General features: G+C 43.0%; 17 protein-coding genes. 5 read left to right on the forward strand and 12 right to left on the reverse strand.

Features of this window, described 5'->3' with window-relative positions; genetic code table 11:
- Position 1: 1 nt before the first annotated feature.
- Positions 2-580 (forward strand): HAAS signaling domain-containing protein, encoded by a 579-nt coding sequence (locus KYS23_RS11430; protein WP_218418771.1) that lies wholly within the window; start codon positions 2-4, stop codon positions 578-580.
- A complete protein-coding gene (locus KYS23_RS11435; protein WP_201299256.1) occupies positions 573-1,844 on the forward strand; it encodes a metallophosphoesterase in 1,272 nt (423 codons plus the stop codon). Before KYS23_RS11430 ends, KYS23_RS11435 begins: the two co-directional genes overlap by 8 nt.
- A 456-nt stretch (positions 1,845-2,300) precedes the next feature.
- Here KYS23_RS11435 and KYS23_RS11440 read toward each other — a convergent pair whose 3' ends face one another.
- Positions 2,301-3,281 (reverse strand): AraC family transcriptional regulator, encoded by a 981-nt coding sequence (locus tag KYS23_RS11440; protein WP_218418772.1) that lies wholly within the window; start codon positions 3,279-3,281, stop codon positions 2,301-2,303.
- Between the two features lie 287 nt (positions 3,282-3,568).
- Between KYS23_RS11440 and KYS23_RS11445 the strand changes: the two genes are divergently transcribed.
- Entirely contained in the window at positions 3,569-4,978 is a 1,410-nt protein-coding gene (locus KYS23_RS11445; RefSeq protein WP_218418773.1) for an FAD-binding oxidoreductase, read from the forward strand.
- A gap of 103 nt (positions 4,979-5,081) precedes the next feature.
- Here the strand turns inward: KYS23_RS11445 and KYS23_RS11450 are convergent, their stop codons facing one another.
- The 5 genes from KYS23_RS11450 to ppnP all read right to left on the reverse strand — a co-directional run bounded on the left by KYS23_RS11450 (position 5,082) and on the right by ppnP (position 8,426).
- Positions 5,082-5,744 (reverse strand): haloacid dehalogenase-like hydrolase, encoded by a 663-nt coding sequence (locus tag KYS23_RS11450; protein WP_218418775.1) that lies wholly within the window; start codon positions 5,742-5,744, stop codon positions 5,082-5,084.
- A gap of 331 nt (positions 5,745-6,075) precedes the next feature.
- Positions 6,076-6,357 (reverse strand): hypothetical protein, encoded by a 282-nt coding sequence (locus tag KYS23_RS11455; protein ID WP_159530787.1) that lies wholly within the window; start codon positions 6,355-6,357, stop codon positions 6,076-6,078.
- A gap of 125 nt (positions 6,358-6,482) precedes the next feature.
- On the reverse strand, positions 6,483-6,740 hold the full coding sequence (locus tag KYS23_RS11460) for a hypothetical protein (protein WP_218418777.1): 258 nt from the start codon (positions 6,738-6,740) through the stop codon (positions 6,483-6,485).
- Positions 6,741-6,809: 69 nt separating this feature from the next.
- On the reverse strand, positions 6,810-7,598 hold the full coding sequence (locus KYS23_RS11465; protein ID WP_159530783.1) for a DUF2071 domain-containing protein: 789 nt from the start codon (positions 7,596-7,598) through the stop codon (positions 6,810-6,812).
- Positions 7,599-8,141: 543 nt separating this feature from the next.
- Complete coding sequence (gene ppnP / locus KYS23_RS11470) at positions 8,142-8,426, reverse strand: pyrimidine/purine nucleoside phosphorylase (RefSeq protein ID WP_159530781.1); 285 nt, start codon at positions 8,424-8,426, stop codon at positions 8,142-8,144.
- Positions 8,427-8,679: 253 nt separating this feature from the next.
- On the opposite strand from ppnP, the gene ydiJ reads away from it, so the two are divergent.
- Both ydiJ and KYS23_RS11480 read left to right on the forward strand, forming a co-directional pair.
- A complete protein-coding gene (gene ydiJ, locus KYS23_RS11475; RefSeq protein ID WP_218418779.1) occupies positions 8,680-11,748 on the forward strand; it encodes a D-2-hydroxyglutarate dehydrogenase YdiJ in 3,069 nt (1,022 codons plus the stop codon).
- A 60-nt stretch (positions 11,749-11,808) separates the two neighbouring features.
- A complete protein-coding gene (locus KYS23_RS11480; RefSeq protein WP_159530777.1) occupies positions 11,809-12,231 on the forward strand; it encodes a DUF4826 family protein in 423 nt (140 codons plus the stop codon).
- Between the two features lie 35 nt (positions 12,232-12,266).
- Here the strand turns inward: KYS23_RS11480 and KYS23_RS11485 are convergent, their stop codons facing one another.
- The 6 genes from KYS23_RS11485 to mnmA form a co-directional block, all read right to left on the reverse strand.
- Positions 12,267-12,734 carry a GNAT family N-acetyltransferase gene (locus tag KYS23_RS11485; RefSeq protein WP_159530775.1) on the reverse strand — a complete coding sequence of 156 codons (468 nt, stop codon included), beginning with the start codon at positions 12,732-12,734 and terminating at the stop codon, positions 12,267-12,269.
- Between the two features lie 9 nt (positions 12,735-12,743).
- Entirely contained in the window at positions 12,744-13,910 is a 1,167-nt protein-coding gene (locus tag KYS23_RS11490; protein WP_218397255.1) for a JmjC domain-containing protein, read from the reverse strand.
- A 59-nt stretch (positions 13,911-13,969) separates the two neighbouring features.
- Positions 13,970-15,316, reverse strand: coding sequence for an adenylate/guanylate cyclase domain-containing protein (locus KYS23_RS11495; RefSeq protein WP_218418781.1), 1,347 nt, complete (start codon positions 15,314-15,316; stop codon positions 13,970-13,972).
- A 68-nt stretch (positions 15,317-15,384) separates the two neighbouring features.
- Positions 15,385-16,752, reverse strand: a complete 1,368-nt coding sequence (purB, locus tag KYS23_RS11500) for an adenylosuccinate lyase (RefSeq protein WP_129737948.1) — start codon at positions 16,750-16,752, stop codon at positions 15,385-15,387.
- A 14-nt stretch (positions 16,753-16,766) separates the two neighbouring features.
- Entirely contained in the window at positions 16,767-17,393 is a 627-nt protein-coding gene (hflD, locus tag KYS23_RS11505) for a high frequency lysogenization protein HflD (RefSeq protein ID WP_159530769.1), read from the reverse strand.
- Positions 17,393-18,520 (reverse strand): tRNA 2-thiouridine(34) synthase MnmA, encoded by a 1,128-nt coding sequence (mnmA, locus tag KYS23_RS11510; protein WP_218397251.1) that lies wholly within the window; start codon positions 18,518-18,520, stop codon positions 17,393-17,395. Before mnmA ends, hflD begins: the two co-directional genes overlap by 1 nt.
- Positions 18,521-18,536: the final 16 nt, after the last annotated feature.

Raw genomic sequence — 18,536 nt, forward strand, 5'->3', positions numbered from 1 at the left:
AATGAGTGGAAGGGAACAAATTAGCAACTACCTGAAAAGCTTTAGTCGTTACTTGGCCTCGTTAAGTTCTGAAGATGCAGCAGAAGTCATTCAAGAAATTGAATCTCATATTTATGATGTTATCGATCAACAGGAAATGGCAGGAAAAGAAGCCAATATTGAAAGCATCTTGGCTGGGCTTGGTGCGCCAAGAGTACTGGCCGAAAATTACGTGAGTCATATTCAACAAGGTACACCCCCACCAAAAGGGTTTCGGCCTTTAACGTCGGTCACTAAAGGCCTGTCTAAAACTTTGTATTGGGGCATGTTGGCTTTTGGTTATGGTACGGGTTTGGCACTAATCGTATTGGCATTTGCAAACTTATTGCTGCCCAACGGCATTGCCTTTTGGGTAGAAGCTGAGGGAAATTCAGTTGCTATTGGCTTTTTAAGTAACCCTATATTGGCAAATAGCGACGCTACTATTACAGGCTTATGGATAACGCCGGTTGCCTTGGTAAGTGCCTACGCGATTAGCCTATTAACCTATCGCATTCTGGCTTTGCTTAAACGGTTTGCTGTTGGCTATCAGTATGCTTAAGCGCGCAGCGAAACGTATAGCGAAATCAGTCGGGCATTTTCTACTTGTTTCTTTTGTGTTGGCTATTGTTGGTGTGGGTGTCTTAATAAGCCAGCATGGCTCTATCGATATCGGAGACGCTCCATTGGCTTATAAAGTAGGCGGGGAAGGGCCCTTCATATTTTTTAACGATGAAACACAGTTAGGCTCTGATGTTACAAGCTCTGATAATTTAGGTGTTGATATTGTAGGTACTAATCTTCAAGGTACTGGCGTTGAAATTAATTACATCCGCGGAAGCCGAGAAGAAAACTTCTTCATTGAAAAACGCTACGTGCCTTTAACAGACCAAACAGCAGTGCCCCTTGAGGTATATTTTGCTTTAGAAGATGCCACGTTTACCTTCAATTTAAAGCCATTGAACACATTGAATACCAAAACGCCGTCGGTGTATGAAAGCACTGCGCCTATTTTGGCAATGTCCGACTTAGAAGGGAATTATAAAACCTTTCGTGATTTCCTTATTACCCATAACGTTATAAATGAAAACCTTGAATGGCAATTTGGTGAAGGCCATTTAGTGCTAGTGGGCGACATGGTAGACAGAGGATTTTCTACTACCCAATTGCTTTGGTTCATTTATAAGCTAGAACAAGAAGCCCAAAAAGCGGGAGGGGTGGTGCACTATATTATTGGCAATCACGAGCTTAAAAACCTTCAAGGCAATTTTAAATCGGCGGCCAATAAGTATATCCCCATTGCGGGCTTAATTGGCAAAAGCCAAGCCGATTTATTCAGCCACAATTCGTACATAGGGCGCTGGCTTGCCAGTAAAAATACCATTGAAAAAATTAATGGCCATTTGTTTGTACATGGCGGTATTCATGAAGATATCGCGAACCTTGATTTAAGTTTGCAACAGATAAACAACAGGTCTAAAGCTTATTACCGACAAATGTATTTCCCAGGCGTGGCTGACAAGGCAACTGAATCGTTAATTTCAACCGAGACTGGACTGGCGTGGTATCGAGGGTATTTCAAAGGTGACGCCAGCAATACATCTATACAGCAAACATTAGATAAATTTGATGCTCGCTCAATAACGGTGGGCCATACCTTGCAGTTTAAGGTAAATAAGCAATTTAATGGCCGCGTGTTTGCTATAGACGTGAAGCACCCCAATGATTATCGAGGAAGCTTTCCAACAAAACATTCTGAGGCTTTACTGATTGAAAAGGGTAACTTTTATCGGCTTACTGAAACTGGCGAAAGAATAGTTTTATAAGTATTTGGGAAACAGCTTTAGGGTGATTCCATTGCTTTGTTCATGGCGTTTATCGATCCCATTATGTCAGCATTAGTTATCTGTGATTGTGCTTTTTTCAAGTGAATGGGGGCAGAGTCGGAGGGATCACCACGAATAATATAACGAAATCAGTGAGATAAAAAAGAAGGGAACATTCAATTCGTTTGGTGATCAGAACAATCGCCAAACATCACTGAGACCTAATAACCATGAATGCCCTGACTATTGTGAACAAAGTCGTATCGCTTGTCAGCTTTAAGATACACAATACTCGGCAAAAAGCAGTTATTGATTGTGTTAAGAGTTTGCTCAAGTGGTACAGCTCCTTAGTAGACAAAGCCTGGGGTGGAGGTACATGAAATTAAATTCGTGGGGATCCCTCAGGGGCAGGGTACATTATTAAGGTACTTTGACTCTTATTTAACTTCGTGTTGTTTAACTTGCTTTGTTATATTTAGTTCGCCATTCCCCAGCAGTGCACCCAACGTAGCGTTTGAAAGATTTTTGAAAGGCAGATTCAGAACTGTAGCCCACGTGTTCAGTTACTTGTAATATACTCATTCCATCGGTAAGAAGCCGTGAAGCTAAATGCATTCTCCAACTATTGATGTATTGCATTGGTGCCTGCCCAACGTAAAGATTAAAACGTTTTGCCAGGGACGAGCGAGACATAGCGCATTTGTTTGCCAGTGCGGCGAGTGTCCACTTATTAAATGGCGCTTGATGAATTAATACCAGTGCTTTTCCAATACATGGATCTTGTATCGCCGATAACCAGCTTTGTTTATCAAGGTCTGAATGACTCTCCATATGTTGCCTTAGTGCTAAAGTAAATATTAATTCAGTTAACTTTGTAACAATGCTTTTCGCTCGTTCATTCGATTTTCGCATCTCTTGTAAAGTAGAAAGTAGCAGTTGTTTCATTAACCCGTCGGTGTTGATGTGATCTTTAACCACCAACATATTAGGCAAAGTATTCAATACTGTATTTAATGGTTTAGCATTAAAGCCTATATACCCACATACCAAATATGACCGCGTGCCATCCTCACCTAATTTAACCGCAGTAAATGGCTGTTTTTTGGCGGCAGTTTGTTGATAAAAACTAGTGTCAACTGGCTGGCCTTCCCAACTATCAATGTTTGAGGTTAAGGAATGGCTAGTGCCCATTGGAAACATCACTACGTCACCAGTTTCAAGTTTTACTGGTGGAGAAGAATCACTAACTGATTTAGCCCAGCCTTCTCCACTAAGCATTATGTGAAAGGGTATAACATGTTCAACATCTGGCAACATGTACGATCCTATCGAGTTCATGGGAGGGTTAACCAATACCCATGGCTGTCCTGCTTCCACTTCAAAATAAAGTGCACCTTGAATGTGTAGACTGTTTAGCACATCTGTTAATACATCCATTTATCGCTTCCTTGGTGGGCACATACTGCTGAAAATAGTGGTTTACTGACAAGAATGGGAAGACACTAGGGCTAGGTTAGCCTATTTTTTGGACGATTGGATATAAAATAAGGTGAATCGGCTATTACCTTTTTTGTTCAGGGGAACATGATTAGGCAGGTTTTTCGTTTAGTTAAATAAGTCATTGCGCTTTTACAGCGCAAAGTTAACAAGTGCTAATAGGTAAGATGCAAAAACCGCAAAGTTATTATTCAAGGAATTATTACGACAACTAATAGGAATAAACAATGAATTTGCTTAGTTTTAAAAAGTTGGACGGCAACACTATTGAAGTAGAAAAGAGCAAAGTGATAGATGCGCTTACAGGGGTACTTATTATGCCCGATGCAGAGAACTTTGATGAAGCACGGACGATATGGAATGGCATGATTGATAAACTACCCGGTTTAATTGTGCGGGTTAGCAATCAAAAAGACGTAGTTAACGCAGTAAATTTTGCCCGCGCTCATAATATTCTATTGGCAGTCAAGTCTGGCGGACATAATATCGCTGGTAAAGCCCTAGTAGATGACGGGTTAGTCATCGATTTTAGTAGTATGCAAGCAGTGACCATGAACCTTGGTGAAAATACCGTTAAAGTCGCCCCTGGCGCTACCTTGGCAGATATCGACCATGTAACTCAGCAACATGGTTTGGTGGTGCCTACGGGCATAAACTCAACAACTGGAATTGCGGGGTTAACGCTAGGTGGAGGATTTGGGTGGACTACGCGTAAATTTGGCTTAACCATTGATAGTCTGATTGGTGTTTCTATGGTGACAGCAGCAGGCGACATTATAAAAGCAAATGCGCAAGAAAATGTTGATGTATTTTGGGCCGTCCGGGGCGGCGGTGGTAATTTTGGCGTGGTGACAGAGTTTGAGTTTACCCTACATCAAGCTGGGCCAGAGGTATTGGCCGGTATGGTGATTCATCCTTTCTCTGATGCTAAAAACGTACTTACGCAGTATCAAACTTTTATAAATACAGCACCAGAAGAATTAACCTGCTGGGTAGTAATGCGTAAAGCGCCGCCACTACCTTTTATCCCAGAAGAATGGCACGGTAAAGAGGTACTAATAATGGCCATGTGTTATGTAGGGGATATAAACGATGGGCAGAACGCCACAGCAGGTTTAAGAAAAATAGGCCACCCCATTGCAGAAGCGGTGGGCCCCATGCCTTTTACATCTTGGCAAGCCGCCTTCGACCCCTTGCTTACCGAAGGCGCGAGAAACTATTGGAAAAGCCTTGATTTGCAGGACGTTGATAATGATGTTGTAACAGAAATAGAAAAGGCTGTTGAGACATTACCTAGCGATGAATGTGAAATCTTTATTGCTCACCTTGGAGGCGCTATGGCGAACGTTGCGCCAGAAGGTACTCCTTGGATCAATCGACAAACCCACTTTACTGTAAATATTCATACCCGTTGGCAAAAAGCCTCAGATGACGAACTATGTCGAAATTGGGCTCGTCAACTGCATAGCAATTTAACGCCACACGCTATGGGGAGTGTTTACGTAAACTTTATTCCTGAAGGTGATGAAGACAGTATTGCACATGTTTACGGAGCTAATTTTGAAAGGTTAAAGAGAATTAAGCAGCATATCGACCCCAATAATCTATTTAGGGTCAATCAGAATATTGTTCCTTAAATAATGGCGCCGAGTACATTATAAGTTTTTAAAGTACTCGGTCCCTCTCTACGAACCCTCTTTACGAACCTTTTCTTCGGACTTTACTTCGCTGTTTGCGTCGCTATACCCATTTCACTATTTTCATCGATTTTTCAAAAGATTTAGTCAGCTTCGTACTGCAGTACGGCCTTGGATTAACTATGAATTGTTGATTGCAAAGGCGTAAAAGGGGGATATCAATTGAACTATCGGAGTAACCTATAATTGTTTCGTATTCTTCAAGGTTATAGCGCATTTTGATGCGTTCAACTTTATTAGTTGAATAACAATGAAACTTGCTGACCATACCTCCAGCGAGCCGACTTTCTTCAGAGCAAGCGACCTCCAGCTTTGGAATACAGAGCTTTGCAATAATACGCTTAACCATCCACTCTGATGCACCACTGACAATTACTACTGTGTCATTATTTTGGGTATGTGAAATTAACTTTTCAATCGCGTTTTTATATAGGACGGTAGCGTTATTTTCCAAATACCTGTTAATAAAGCGCTTGCGTAATTTAGCTACCTTTTTAGGAGACATGCCACACGTAACTAGCCACAGAAGCACAGAGAAACCAATAAACTTTGTTTTATTCAGTATCAAAAAGGGCAGGGTGAAAGGTAGCGCGAAGAAGCATAATACAAATCGAATAGGATTGCGTTGCACCATGAACTTCATATACTCGGCGCCGGTATCTTTGTTTATTATTGTTTTGTCAAAATAAAACAATATTAAATTCACGGTGCTAAATATTTCCTTAATTTGACTACATGAGTCTTGGTAGCTATTCCACAAATAACGATATTCCACAGTTTGGACAAGTATAATTTGTGAATGTGAACATGCTCCATACCATTAAACTCAAAACTATTTACCTATAACGCCATTTTAAGCGGCACTGCCCGCTCTTGGCTGGTGCCGCTTAAAAATTTTTGTTAAGTTCTTACCTATTGATTACCATCTAATTAATAATATCATTTTCACTAAAATATGCATAAACACAGCTACTTATTGCAGCTCCGAATATTAGATATAGACCCCATGCGGATATCATCGATATAGCTTAGCTAAATTAATCACTACAGCCACCACCAGAATCTGAACCCTCATTACCCGAATATAAGTTGCTACTACCAGAACCGTCCGCAACAGGATTACCGCTATTTACTTTAGGGTTTATTGAGCGAAGGACAAGCAAAGTAATAGCAGGGCCACCTACTGGAATAAACCAATTAACAAGTAATGTAATTACTCGAGAGTAATTATTGATGAACAATGTGCTGTTGACAGCTAGAGTATTAAAAAATGCCCAAGCCAAATGAACACAAATAATTCCAGCTAATAAGTAAACCATAAGTTAGGTTTTCCCGATGGTATATAATGCCTGCAGCTGCAGCTGCAGCCGCGCGACGCGAGGCAGAATGCGCTTGTTAGATGTTTTCATAATTTTGCCACCAGTTTAACGGGTTGTCTTGAGCATCATAAACATTGCCATACCACCACGTAGGCTCTTTTAAGCAACTCACAAGCTTTGGCGATAGTTACTTCAATTTTTTGAAACCCTCTTTTTACTGGGATTGTCCAAACTGCAACATGCTCAAGGTTACCATCGAGGCGAGCACCAACTTTAGACAAGGCCTCATCTAGGCTTTGCAGCTTATGAACAATGCTCTCAACTTCAACTGGTTGAGTATCGCATTCAGTACCTTCGATATATAAATCAATATGTTTGTTCATTCTTATATCTAACGCCAAGCTAAGCGGCGCAGCTCTGCTGCGTCCTTGCATGAGCGCTTTGATAAATTTTTACCCAATAATAGTAGGAGGTAAGTATATGGTAAATTCATTTATTGGCTCGACTAACACACTATAGGGATTGCTTTGCTCTTCTTCCTTAACAATATCAAGGTCAGACAAAAGTTTGAAATTAGCTGATTTTATCTTGGCGGGCTTAACCTCAAGCTCTTTGTGCCACACACGATATGTACCTAACTTTTTATCTCTTCGATAATAAAATCCTGCTAGCGGATGAGTTAGATAGACCAAGGCAGACTCAACATCGGGAAAACCCGGGAAATTTAACAAATCAGATTCAGATTGAACCAAATCAACTGAAGCTTCAGCCCAGTGGGATTCAGTTTCCATGTGATACTTTTTGTACAAGCCATTTACTTCATTAAGAGTGCAGTCAAAGCTAACTTTTCCAGCGTGCCACGGAAGATTCCAAAGGTATCTTGGCACCGCTAGCGTCCAAGAATCTAAAGTAGTACCAAGGAACCACACACAACGCTCCCCAGTTTCAGTATCGATAATGTATATTCGATAGTTTGTTTGGCCCATTGTAAATTTCGGAAACGGGAAGACTGCAGAAGTAAAGTCAACATCAATGAATGGAACTACAGATATAAGCCCCATTTCTTGGCCGTTGATTTCAACTGTGTCTAATTTAAAGCGCTCGGGAAATATACCTTGAAATCTATCAGAAGGTACTGCGTAAGTAATGATTGCGAAATGCTTCAAACCACAAAGGACATCTATTCCTTTCGGTTTAGGCCTTTCTATCAAATAGTCCGCCAGTTTCCGCGATTCTTGCACGATGCTTCCTTGAATTTAACAGTTTACTAGACCCCAAATCGGTCTGTTTAAACACACTATTATGGGTTTTTTGATTTTATCTATATTTCCAGATTACCTGCTAACCCCTCAAAACAATAAAGCCGGATGGTGTTTTTTGCTCACGAATTAAAGGTACAAAAACGGTATGTTCGGGGCTGAAGGAGTATTTGACTCATTTACTTTGTATTATGGTGTAGTAAGTTTAATTTAGCTAGAAGACCATAAAAGTACTACAAATTAAGCTCTATAAATAAAAGCGCTTAGGTAAAACAAATGACAAGTGGCATTTATGGCGAAAGGTACGCTAAAAAATATTTGTCTAACGCAGAGTGCCTAGAACGGTTATATATTCTTCGCGTATGATTGAAGCGTTCCAAAAGGGATAGGGAATCGCTATTAGCAAATAAATAAAGCAGCAAAAAATATAGCTACAATTAACTTACCTGCATCAAATTCACCCAACGCTGTCACCTGCATTATTAACAAGTGCAGCGTTAGGTAAGCCTAAGCAATAAACTTCAGCTAGCTATAAAAACAAAGATAAGCAGTAGGTGTTTCAATTTTTACATCGAAAGAAAGCTTTGCATCAATAGTAAACTCTGTTCCCGTTTTGAACGACTGCCAGTCGCTTGAACCTGGAAGTTTAACGGTCATTTCACCTTCCATTACTTTCATTACTTCGTGCTGACTGGTGTTGAAGGTGTACTCACCTGGCGCCATTACGCCTGAAGTACAGGGGCCATTTGCTGACTCAAATGCAATTGAACGAACCTTGTCATCAAAATAACTGTTTACTGTAAAAGACATATGCGCTTTCCTTTAATTGAAAATAGAAGAGCGAGCATTGTGCAATAATTAAAGCTGAATGGCTAACCTGTGATTTTCTAAGGTATTCTCATTCGCAAAATAAGCCGGCATTAAAAAGGCATCCAGTTATATAAAGTGCAAAATTAGTCATTAAAACCACATGAAATATGTGTAATTGGCTAGAGACTCTCAAGCGCTGTGGTTATACTAGCTCACAATCGCATTTCCAGAGGTTTTACAGCAATTGAGCACAATGAGTTTGCCACGTGTGGTGCCCCAGCAGAGTCTTTTAACACATTATCAGACATATCTAGAACAGCTTGCTAGTACCGCTTTTACCGGCGATGTTGAGTACAGCTATGCCAGCCGTCTTGCTGTGGCCACCGATAATTCGGTATATCAAAAACTCCCTCAAGCTGTGGTATTTCCTAAAAGCGTTGCCGATTTGCAAGTATTAGGCAAGCTGGTTAACGACCACCCGCTAGTGAAATTCTCTGCGCGTGGCGGCGGCACAGGCACTAATGGCCAGAGTTTAACCGACGGCATTGTGGTTGATATGTCGCGTTACATGAATCAAATTCTGGAAATCAATGTTGAAGAGCAATGGGTTAAAGTACAGTCAGGCGTAGTAAAAGATGCACTGAATGACGCCCTTCGCCCCCATGGATTTTTCTTTTCCCCGGATCTTTCTACCAGTAACCGCGCTACGGTAGGTGGGATGATTAGTACCGATGCCTCTGGGCAGGGCTCGTTAGTTTACGGTAAAACCAGCGATCATGTATTGGGCTTAACTTCGGTGCTGGCTAACGGTGATGTATTAAACACCACGCCAATTAGTATGCAAGAAGCGAAAGAAATAGCCGACACAAACGCAGATAACAGTGCCTATGCGGGTATTCTGCGCCAAGTACTTGCTACTTGCGTAGATAAGCGCGATGCCATTATTGAAAAATTCCCGCGTTTAAACCGCTTTTTAACCGGTTACGATTTAGAGCACGCCTATAACGAAACCGAGCAGCTTATAGATGTAAGCCGCCTGATAACCGGCGCCGAAGGCTCGCTAGCCATGGTGGCCGAAGCTAAGCTTTCCCTAACGCCTATCGCGAAACATAAAGCCTTAGTTAATATTAAATACGATACCTTTGAATCGGCGCTTCGTCATGCTCCCGAAATGGTAAAAGCAAATGCCACGTCTGTTGAAACGGTAGACTCAAAAGTACTGAACCTAGCTAAAACCGATATTATCTGGCATTCCATTGCCAATTTAATTACCGACGTTCCGAATAAGGAAATGTTGGGCTTAAATATGGTGGAGTACAACAGTAATGATGAAGAAGAAATTCGCACCCGCATTGCCGAACTAGAAGCCAGGCTTACCGCCGCTGCTGAAACCGGCGAGGGTGGGGTAATTGGATATCAGGTTACGTTTGATAAAGCGGATATTGGTAAAATTTACGCCATGCGTAAAAAGTCAGTTGGCCTGTTGGGTAAAACCAAAGGGGTGCAAAAGCCTATTGCGTTTGCTGAAGATACCGCAGTACCACCTGAAAACTTGGCTGACTTCATCATGGAATTTAGGGCTCTGCTAGACAGCCATGGTTTAAAATACGGTATGTTTGGGCACGTTGATGCAGGTGTGTTGCACGTACGCCCAGCCCTTGATTTATGCGATGTTGAACAAGAAAAATTGATGCATCAAATATCAGATGAAGTAGTCGCGTTAGTGGCTAAATATGGCGGCTTAATGTGGGGCGAGCACGGTAAAGGTTATCGCAGCGAGTATGGTCCTGCCTTTTTCGGTGACATGTTATTTACCGAATTGCGTAAAATAAAAAGCGCATTCGATCCGCTTAATAAAATGAACCCAGGTAAGGTGTGTACGCCTTTAGATAGTACTGAAAGCTTGGTAAAGGTTAGCGATACGAAACGCGCGACATTCGATAGAACTATTCCTACTACGTTTAAAGAAGCTTTTGCGCCTGCCATGGAATGTAATGGAAATGGCTTGTGCTTTAACTACGACACCACGTCGCCCATGTGCCCATCAAGTAAAGTGACTCGCGATAGACGGCACAGCCCGAAAGGCCGTGCCGGCCTTATTCGTGAGTGGATACGATTACTCGCGAAAGACGGGGTAGACACCAAAACACTAAGTGCCGACCAATTCGATACGTCGTGGTGGCAGCGCTTTAGTAATAGCCGAAACAAACAAGACGATTTTTCTCACGAAGTGCTAGACGCCATGAATGGTTGCTTAGCCTGTAAGTCGTGTTCAAGCCAATGCCCGGTGAAAGTAGATGTACCTGATTTTAGGTCGAAGTTTTTATCTATTTATTATCAGCGCTACATGCGCCCAATGAAAGACCACCTTGTGGGTAACATTGAACGCATGGCGCCAATTATGGCTAAGTTCTCGCCAGTGGTTAATTTGTTTTTGAAACGAAAGTGGATGCAAAACGGTATCGAGAAAACCATTGGTTATGTAGACACGCCTATTCTATCTGAGCCTACGTTGGCGAACAGAGTAAAAGGGAAAGTAGCTACTTATAATCATGATGCGCTATCGAAGCTAAGTGCTGAAGAAAAACAAAAGACGGTGTTGATAGTGCAAGACCCTTTCACCAGCTACTACGATGCGAGTGTGGTTGAAGATTTTGTTGCCTTAGTGAATGCCCTTGGTTTTACACCGGTAATGTTACCGTTCAAACCGAATGGCAAACCAGAACATGTAAAAGGCTTTTTAGCTAAATTTGCGAAAACTGCAAAAAATACCGCAGGCTTTTTAAATGAAGTGGCGCAGCTAAACATTCCTATGGCAGGTGTAGATGCCTCTTTAGTACTGGTTTATCGTGATGAGTACACCAAAACCTTGGGTAAAGCCCGTGGTGATTTTCATGTGTTGGCAGTGCATGAATGGCTTGAAACGGTACCCAGTGATGTATGGCAAGCGACAAGCAAAAAGGCAGGTGTGTCAGAGACTTCAGCTCAGCCATTTGCTCTGCTAAGCCACTGCACAGAAAAAACGGCGTTGCCGGCATCTGAAAAGCAATGGCAAGGTTTGTTTGCTAAAGTTAATCAGCCAGTTGATATTGTGGCGGTAGGCTGTTGCGGCATGGCGGGAACTTATGGCCATGAAGCCGATCAAAAAGAAAAGTCGTTAGCCATTTATGGGTTAAGTTGGGAGCAAGCGGTTAAACGCTACCCACCAAATGCTATTCTTGCCAGTGGCTACTCTTGTCGAAGTCAGGTAGCCCGTATAGAGCAATTCAAGCCGAGGCATCCTTTACAAGGTTTATTGGCTTGTGTTTCATCACCCCAATAGCTATTGGCTAATATTGACCGACTATGTAAAAACTAAAAATAAAATAGATTAGAGAATAATATGACAGACAATACACCACAAAATGAAATGACCGACCAGCAGCGCAGTGAATGGGTGCGTGAGCAATTTCAAAAAGCAAACAAACACCTCGCCGCAAATGGTGTGCTTTTTGAATCAGTCGTAACAAATGAAAGCCGCTATTTGGTGCCTTACTTGGCAGTGTGGAAGATAAAAGATACTAACAATGCAATGTATTGGGTGATGAGTGGCGATTTACCCACTGACTACATTGCTGAGTCTACGGCGGCTACTGCTCGCGATGCAATCAAACATTTCGCAATGGCGTGGCAGTTGAAGGCGGCAAATTTACGCGAGTCAGACAGTGCTGATGCATCGTCGTTGGAGTATGCGGAATTATTAGAAAGTAGAGCAGAAGGCCTGCACGCCATACAAAACCAAGATGAGCTATGGCCAAGCGTTTAAGTTAACCTTTATTGATGCAATGGCTAATGTGATAGTTAATGCATTTGTGAAACATCGGGGAATGGAAAACGTTCTGCAGGGCATTGCATGCGCTGTCGTGCTACGCCACCGTCCATAAACACTTGCCCTTCGGGCTTAAAGCCTAAGCCTTGATGGTACGACACACTATCAAGGCTGCAGCTAACTGTTAAGATAGTAACTTGATGGTGGTTGGCAACCTCTATTAACGCCGCAAACAGCGTGCGGTAAATAGACATGTTTCGGTAGCCGCGTTTCACCGCAATTCTGCCAATTTCCCCACACTGAGTTAACCGCCCGGTTGCAATGGGTAAGCTGGCTTCCTCACCTTCTTCCAAAAGCAGTACATGAAAAGCGCTGGCATCGCGCTCATCAAATTCACTGTCTTGGGGTACTCGCCATTCCAAAACGAATACATCTTCCCTAATTGCTTTAAGTCGATGCTTATCCCTTGCCCAATCGACGTTCTCTATCGTATAAGCCATATCGGTGCTTTATGCTTCTATCCATTCCCAGTAACCTTTGTTTATAAGTGTAGTTAATGTTGCTAAAAACGCAAAAGAGGGGGGATCTGGCAGAATATTCGCAAAAAGAACATCGTTGTTCACTAAAAGCTGAACCCACTGTTCATCTTCCTTGCTAAAACTAAACCGTTCGCCGTTAACGTAAAAGTAGCTACCAGAACGAGAAAGCGATGTATTTTCAGCATCAGTTGCAATGAGCGCACGTACACCCGGTGCAGGCGCAAACTCTACACCCGCTTCAAAACCTGCGGCTATTTGGCTATCTGTATATAAATGCTCGGGTGGATATTCAGGAAGCCCTTGTTCGCTTAACGATTCAAGCAACGCATGGGTAAAGTCATCTGAATTAATGGCCGTGATGAGCTGTTTTTTCAACGCGGCGATATCGCTGGGTTCAACCACTGCCGAAGGCATTGACAACTTTCTACCTGCATCGGTAAATCGCACGTTAATGTCGCTGGTTTCTAACATTAACGACAGGCTATCGGCGAGTTGAGCGGTTTCAGGGGCACGAAAGCCTACCGAGTAGGTTAAGCAGTCTTCCAGCGCCTTACCGTCGTGTGGCCAACCCGGCGGAATATAAAGCACATCACCAGGGTGCAGTACTTCATCAATAATAGGCTCGAAGCCTTCAATTTGACGAAGTTTAGGGTGTGGGAATACTTCTTTGTATTCTCCAGGCTTACCTACACGCCAACGGCGCTGCCCTTTTCCTTGAACTAAAAACACATCATATTGGTCGATATGTGCGCCAACACCTGCATTTTTAGTGGCAAAACTTACCATTAGGTCGTCTAAGCGCCAGTTTGGAAGAAAGCGGAAGGGTTCAAGAATATCAGCGACGTCGTGCACATACCTGTCTACACTTTGCACGAGTAGGGTCCATGCCCCTTCGCACACGGCTTCAAAATCATGAATAGGCCCTTGATGTACTTTCCATTCGCCTGTGCTATCAGTAGCGTTGCCACGGGTATTTTCAAAGCTTAGTAGTCGGCTATCTATTTCTTCTTCTTGGGCCAAGCCTGCCAAATCGTGCTCATCGATAGGATCTTCAAAATCTTGAAAAAAGCCACGTAATACTACGGGCTTTTGTTGCCAATAATGAGATAGAAAATGTTCAATATCGAATTCTTTCATTAATTAATCTCCACGCATCTATGAGGGTATTATCGTTTATTCTATAAAGGGTTACTAGCCTAGCGTGTATCAGTAAATCGGTGCTCGAAGGCGTCCAATTGACCTATTTTGCTATTAATTAAAATGGGGCAGAATTTAGCTTGGGTTTCAGCGGGTAGATGGGGAAATGTGCTAGCGCAAACGGTAACGGAATTTCCGTTGCAATGTTGTTCTAACATAGACGCCAAATTAACTGTATTACCCCACACATCGAAAATGCCGTGCTGCCTTTGGGGCATGCCAGCGGAAACAGGGCCTGCTGCCACACCAATACGAATTTGGCACGGCCAGCCTTCTTTTAATGCAAAAACTTTAAAGGTGGCGGTAACGGCAAGGGCAAACAGCACGCAGTTGTTTATGTGATGTGTATTTTCTTGCATTCTACTGTGTGAATGACTCTGCGCACTTGCCTGTGAACTATTCTGCGTATTTGGGTCGCCTTTTTGCGCACCAATTGCAGGGTGAGAAGGAGGGAACATACACAGTTCGCTAACCGCCATGTATTCATCGCCATTCGTTTTTACTGGGAACATGTTGTGCGCAGCGGCGAGCACATCTATTTGGCTGTAAAATGCATCTAAAGCCTCTATTACGTTTTGTTCTCCAAACAAGGGGGCCAACGTTTGATAACCTTTTATATCTGCAAATAACACACTGGCCGAGGTAAAGGTTTGACGCGTTAGCCCTGTTGAAAAACTATTTGAAGTGTGGCGCGAAAGCCCGTTGTGAGGGGTGTTTGAAACGCGGTTCAAAGGGCGAGTAAAAGCGCTTGTAAGCTTGGCTGCAGGAGTTGCTTTTATTAACAATTGCCGCGTATGGCGGTAGTTCACAGCAAGATGATGAAGGTGGCGACGGCTATGGGCATGTAAGGTCAGTATAAGGCCCACGCTGGCTAGGGTTAAGGTAATACTGTTGCTACGGCGAATAGCGCCCTGCCAACCTTGAAGCGAGTAGCTAAATAGGCCGTCGATAACACAGAATGTTAGGGCGAACAGTAACCCCCAGTAAAGTCGTGGACGTTGCTCATGCTGGCTAAACACTCCCACACAGCATAAGCAGCCAATCAATAAAAAGTGCTGAATGTACACGTCACCACGCCATAGGAAAGTCGCTAGCACGATATAGCTGTAATAGCTGGTTAACAGTAGTGTACGAGCATGCGATGGCAGGCCTTTGTTACAAAGGTATAGCGTGGTAAATGCACAAAGAATATGAAAGGTTAGATTCCACCACAGTGCGATATGGTGTGCGCTGTAGTGAGCATAAGCCATCAATAGCGGTGTTTGTAACAATAAGCACAGGGCAAAAAAGCGTGCAGTTGCGTGAAGTATTGCCGCTTTTGAATGAAATGTTTTGTGTGTAAGCATGCCTAAATCCCAACTATAAAAAAACGCGGACTGGCCGCGTTTTTAAGTGTATGGAAAAGGCGATGCCTTTATAACTGATCTACTAGCCTGATTGCATCACCAATGTAGCTTGCAGGTGTTAATGCTTTAAGGTCAGCTTTTGCTGCTTCTGGCATGTCTAAGTTATCAATAAACTCAGCTACGATTTCAGCGTTAACCTTTTTACCACGGGTCAACTCTTTCAATTTCTCGTAAGGCTTTTCAATACCGTAACGACGCATTACCGTTTGAATTGGCTCAGCTAGTAATTCCCAGTTGTTATCAAGTTCATTCAACAAGCTTTGCTCGTTAACTTCTAACTTGCTAATACCTTTAAGGGTAGCTTGATAAGCGATAACCGCATAACCCACACCAACCCCTAAATTACGAAGTACGGTAGAGTCGGTTAAATCACGCTGCCAGCGAGAAATAGGAAGCTTCGCAGCCAAGTGATTAAAGATAGCGTTAGCGAGGCCTAAGTTACCTTCCGAGTTTTCAAAATCGATAGGGTTAACTTTATGCGGCATGGTTGAAGAGCCAATTTCACCTGCAATGGTTTTTTGCTTAAAGTGACCTAGCGCGATATAACCCCACACATCACGATCGAAATCGATAAGAATGGTATTAAAGCGGGCTACTGCATCAAACAACTCGGCAATATAATCATGCGGTTCAATTTGCGTGGTGTATGGGTTCCACGATAAGCCTAGTGATGTGACAAACTTTTCAGACTCGCTGTGCCAGTCTACATCAGCGTAAGCAGATAAATGGGCATTGTAGTTACCTACGGCGCCATTAATTTTGCCTAAAATTTCAACCTTAGCAATTTGCGCACGTTGACGCTTCAAACGCATTGCCACGTTAGCCATTTCCTTACCCATGGTAGAAGGAGAGGCGGGTTGGCCGTGTGTACGTGCCATCATTGGAATGTGTTGGTATTCCTTGGCAAGTGCAATAAGGGCATCGATAAGTTTGTCGCAGTAAGGTAGCAACACGGTATCACGGGCTTCGGTAAGCATAAGGCCGTGAGAAAGGTTGTTAATATCTTCAGACGTACAAGCAAAGTGAATAAACTCATTTACAGCAGATAATTCGCTGTTGCTAGCCACTTGTTCTTTTAGAAAGTATTCAACCGCTTTAACATCGTGGTTGGTGGTGCGCTCAATATCTTTAATGCGCATAGCATCATCAACACTAAAGTTAGCCACAATAGAATCTAATAATGCGTTTGAGGTATCAGAAAACGCAGGAACTTCTTCAATTTTAGTGTTCGCCGATAGCATTTGCAGCCAACGTACTTCCACTTCAACACGGTATTTCAGTAAGCCGTATTCGGAAAAAATACTACGTAATTCTACGCTTTTTCCAGCATATCGACCATCGACAGGGGAAATTGCAGTTAACTGACTCAGTTCCACCTTCAGCTCCTTAACTAGTTTATCAGCCTGAGCGCCTTTACAGCGCTATTTAAAATTTGTTTTCTGCGAAACAAAATGTTCCGACGTTTACCACCCATTTGACGCCACATTACCGCGGCGCGCACGCCTGCAAGTAATATAGCTCGAACTTTGTGCTGCGTAGCCGGTTGGCCAAGATGATCCGGGTTGCCCGCTATTTGAATGCGCGGTGCTAATGGACTAATAATATCGCTGTATATACTGGCCAACGACGACACAATTTGCGGATTTTGAAAATCTACATGTGCCAATTGACGCTGCACGTGAGAAATACGCTCTGCTAGCTCTTTCATAGCGGCAGGTTTACGTGCAAGTTTTCTTTCAAGGCCAAGAATGCTGGCAATATAACGCGTCAACTCGGTGTCTTTGTTCGTTTGTTTATCTGATAACTGTGCGAATAAGGTTTTATACCCAACTTCCAGGTTGCTTAACTTGCCAAACACTTGCTGTGGATTTTCAGGATCGGTAACCAAAATACTGGAAAGACTTGCTTCTACCGCTTCGTCGTTTGCCGTGCCCTTTCTTGCAAGGCTTTGCACAAGTGCCGCAGACTGGCAAACGCCAGCCAAGGCCAAATTATTTTCTATGTCTGTATCTAACATTAACGAATATAGCTCTCAATAATTCCGCCGCCCAAACACACTTCATCTAGGTAGAAAACGGCAGATTGACCAGGTGTAACCGCTTTTTGCGGCTCATCAAAAATGACTTCAATCATATCATCATTGATTGGCGCGAGTGCGCAGGGAATATCAGTTTGACGGTAGCGGGTTTTTACCACAGCTCGCATAGGTTCTGTAATAGCCGTGCGGTCTACCCAATGCAGTTGTTTTGCCACCAAGCCTTTAGAGTATAGGCGAGGGTGGTCGGCACCTTGGCCTACAATTAATACATTGCGTGCTACGTCTTTATCTACCACATACCAAGGTTCTTCACCGTATTTTGCGTGGCCACCAATGTGCAGGCCTTTGCGTTGACCGAGGGTGTGATACATCAAGCCTTCGTGTTTACCAATTTCTTCCCCTTCCGCAGTTTCAATAATACCGGGTTGGGCAGGTAAATAGCGGCCTAAAAAGTCCTTAAATTTACGTTCGCCGATAAAACAGATGCCGGTGGAATCTTTTTTGTCGTGGGTGATTAGCCCTTGTTCTTCAGCAATTTTACGTACCAGAGGCTTTTCAATATCGCCTACAGGGAACAAGGTTTTCGCTACGTGTTCTTCACCTAGGGTATAGAGGAAGTAGCTTTGATCTTTATTTTCATCCAACCCGCGCAATAGCTGCCACTTGCCATCTTGATGGCGGCGGCGCACGTAATGACCGGTTGCAATATAGTCTGCACCTAAGTCTTCGGCGGCAAATTCAAGGAACGCTTTAAACTTAATTTCCTTGTTGCACATTATATCGGGGTTAGGCGTTCTGCCTGCTTTGTATTCTTCTAGGAAATACTCAAATACGTTATCCCAGTATTCAGCGGCAAAATTGATGGTGTGAAGCTCAATGCCTAATTTGTCAGCGACGGCTTGTGCATCTTTTAAATCTTCGGCGGCTAAGCAATATTCATCATTATCATCTTCTTCCCAGTTCTTCATGAACAAGCCTTCTACCTGATAGCCTTGCTGTAATAGCAAGTAGGCAGAAACGGAAGAGTCGACGCCGCCGGACATTCCGACGATCACTTTTTTGCTCGCGTTTGATTCAATATCAGTCACAACGTAGATAACACTCATTTAGGTTGATTTCAGG

This window comes from Alteromonas lipotrueae (assembly GCF_019249255.1).
Lineage (GTDB): Bacteria > Pseudomonadota > Gammaproteobacteria > Enterobacterales > Alteromonadaceae > Alteromonas > Alteromonas lipotrueae.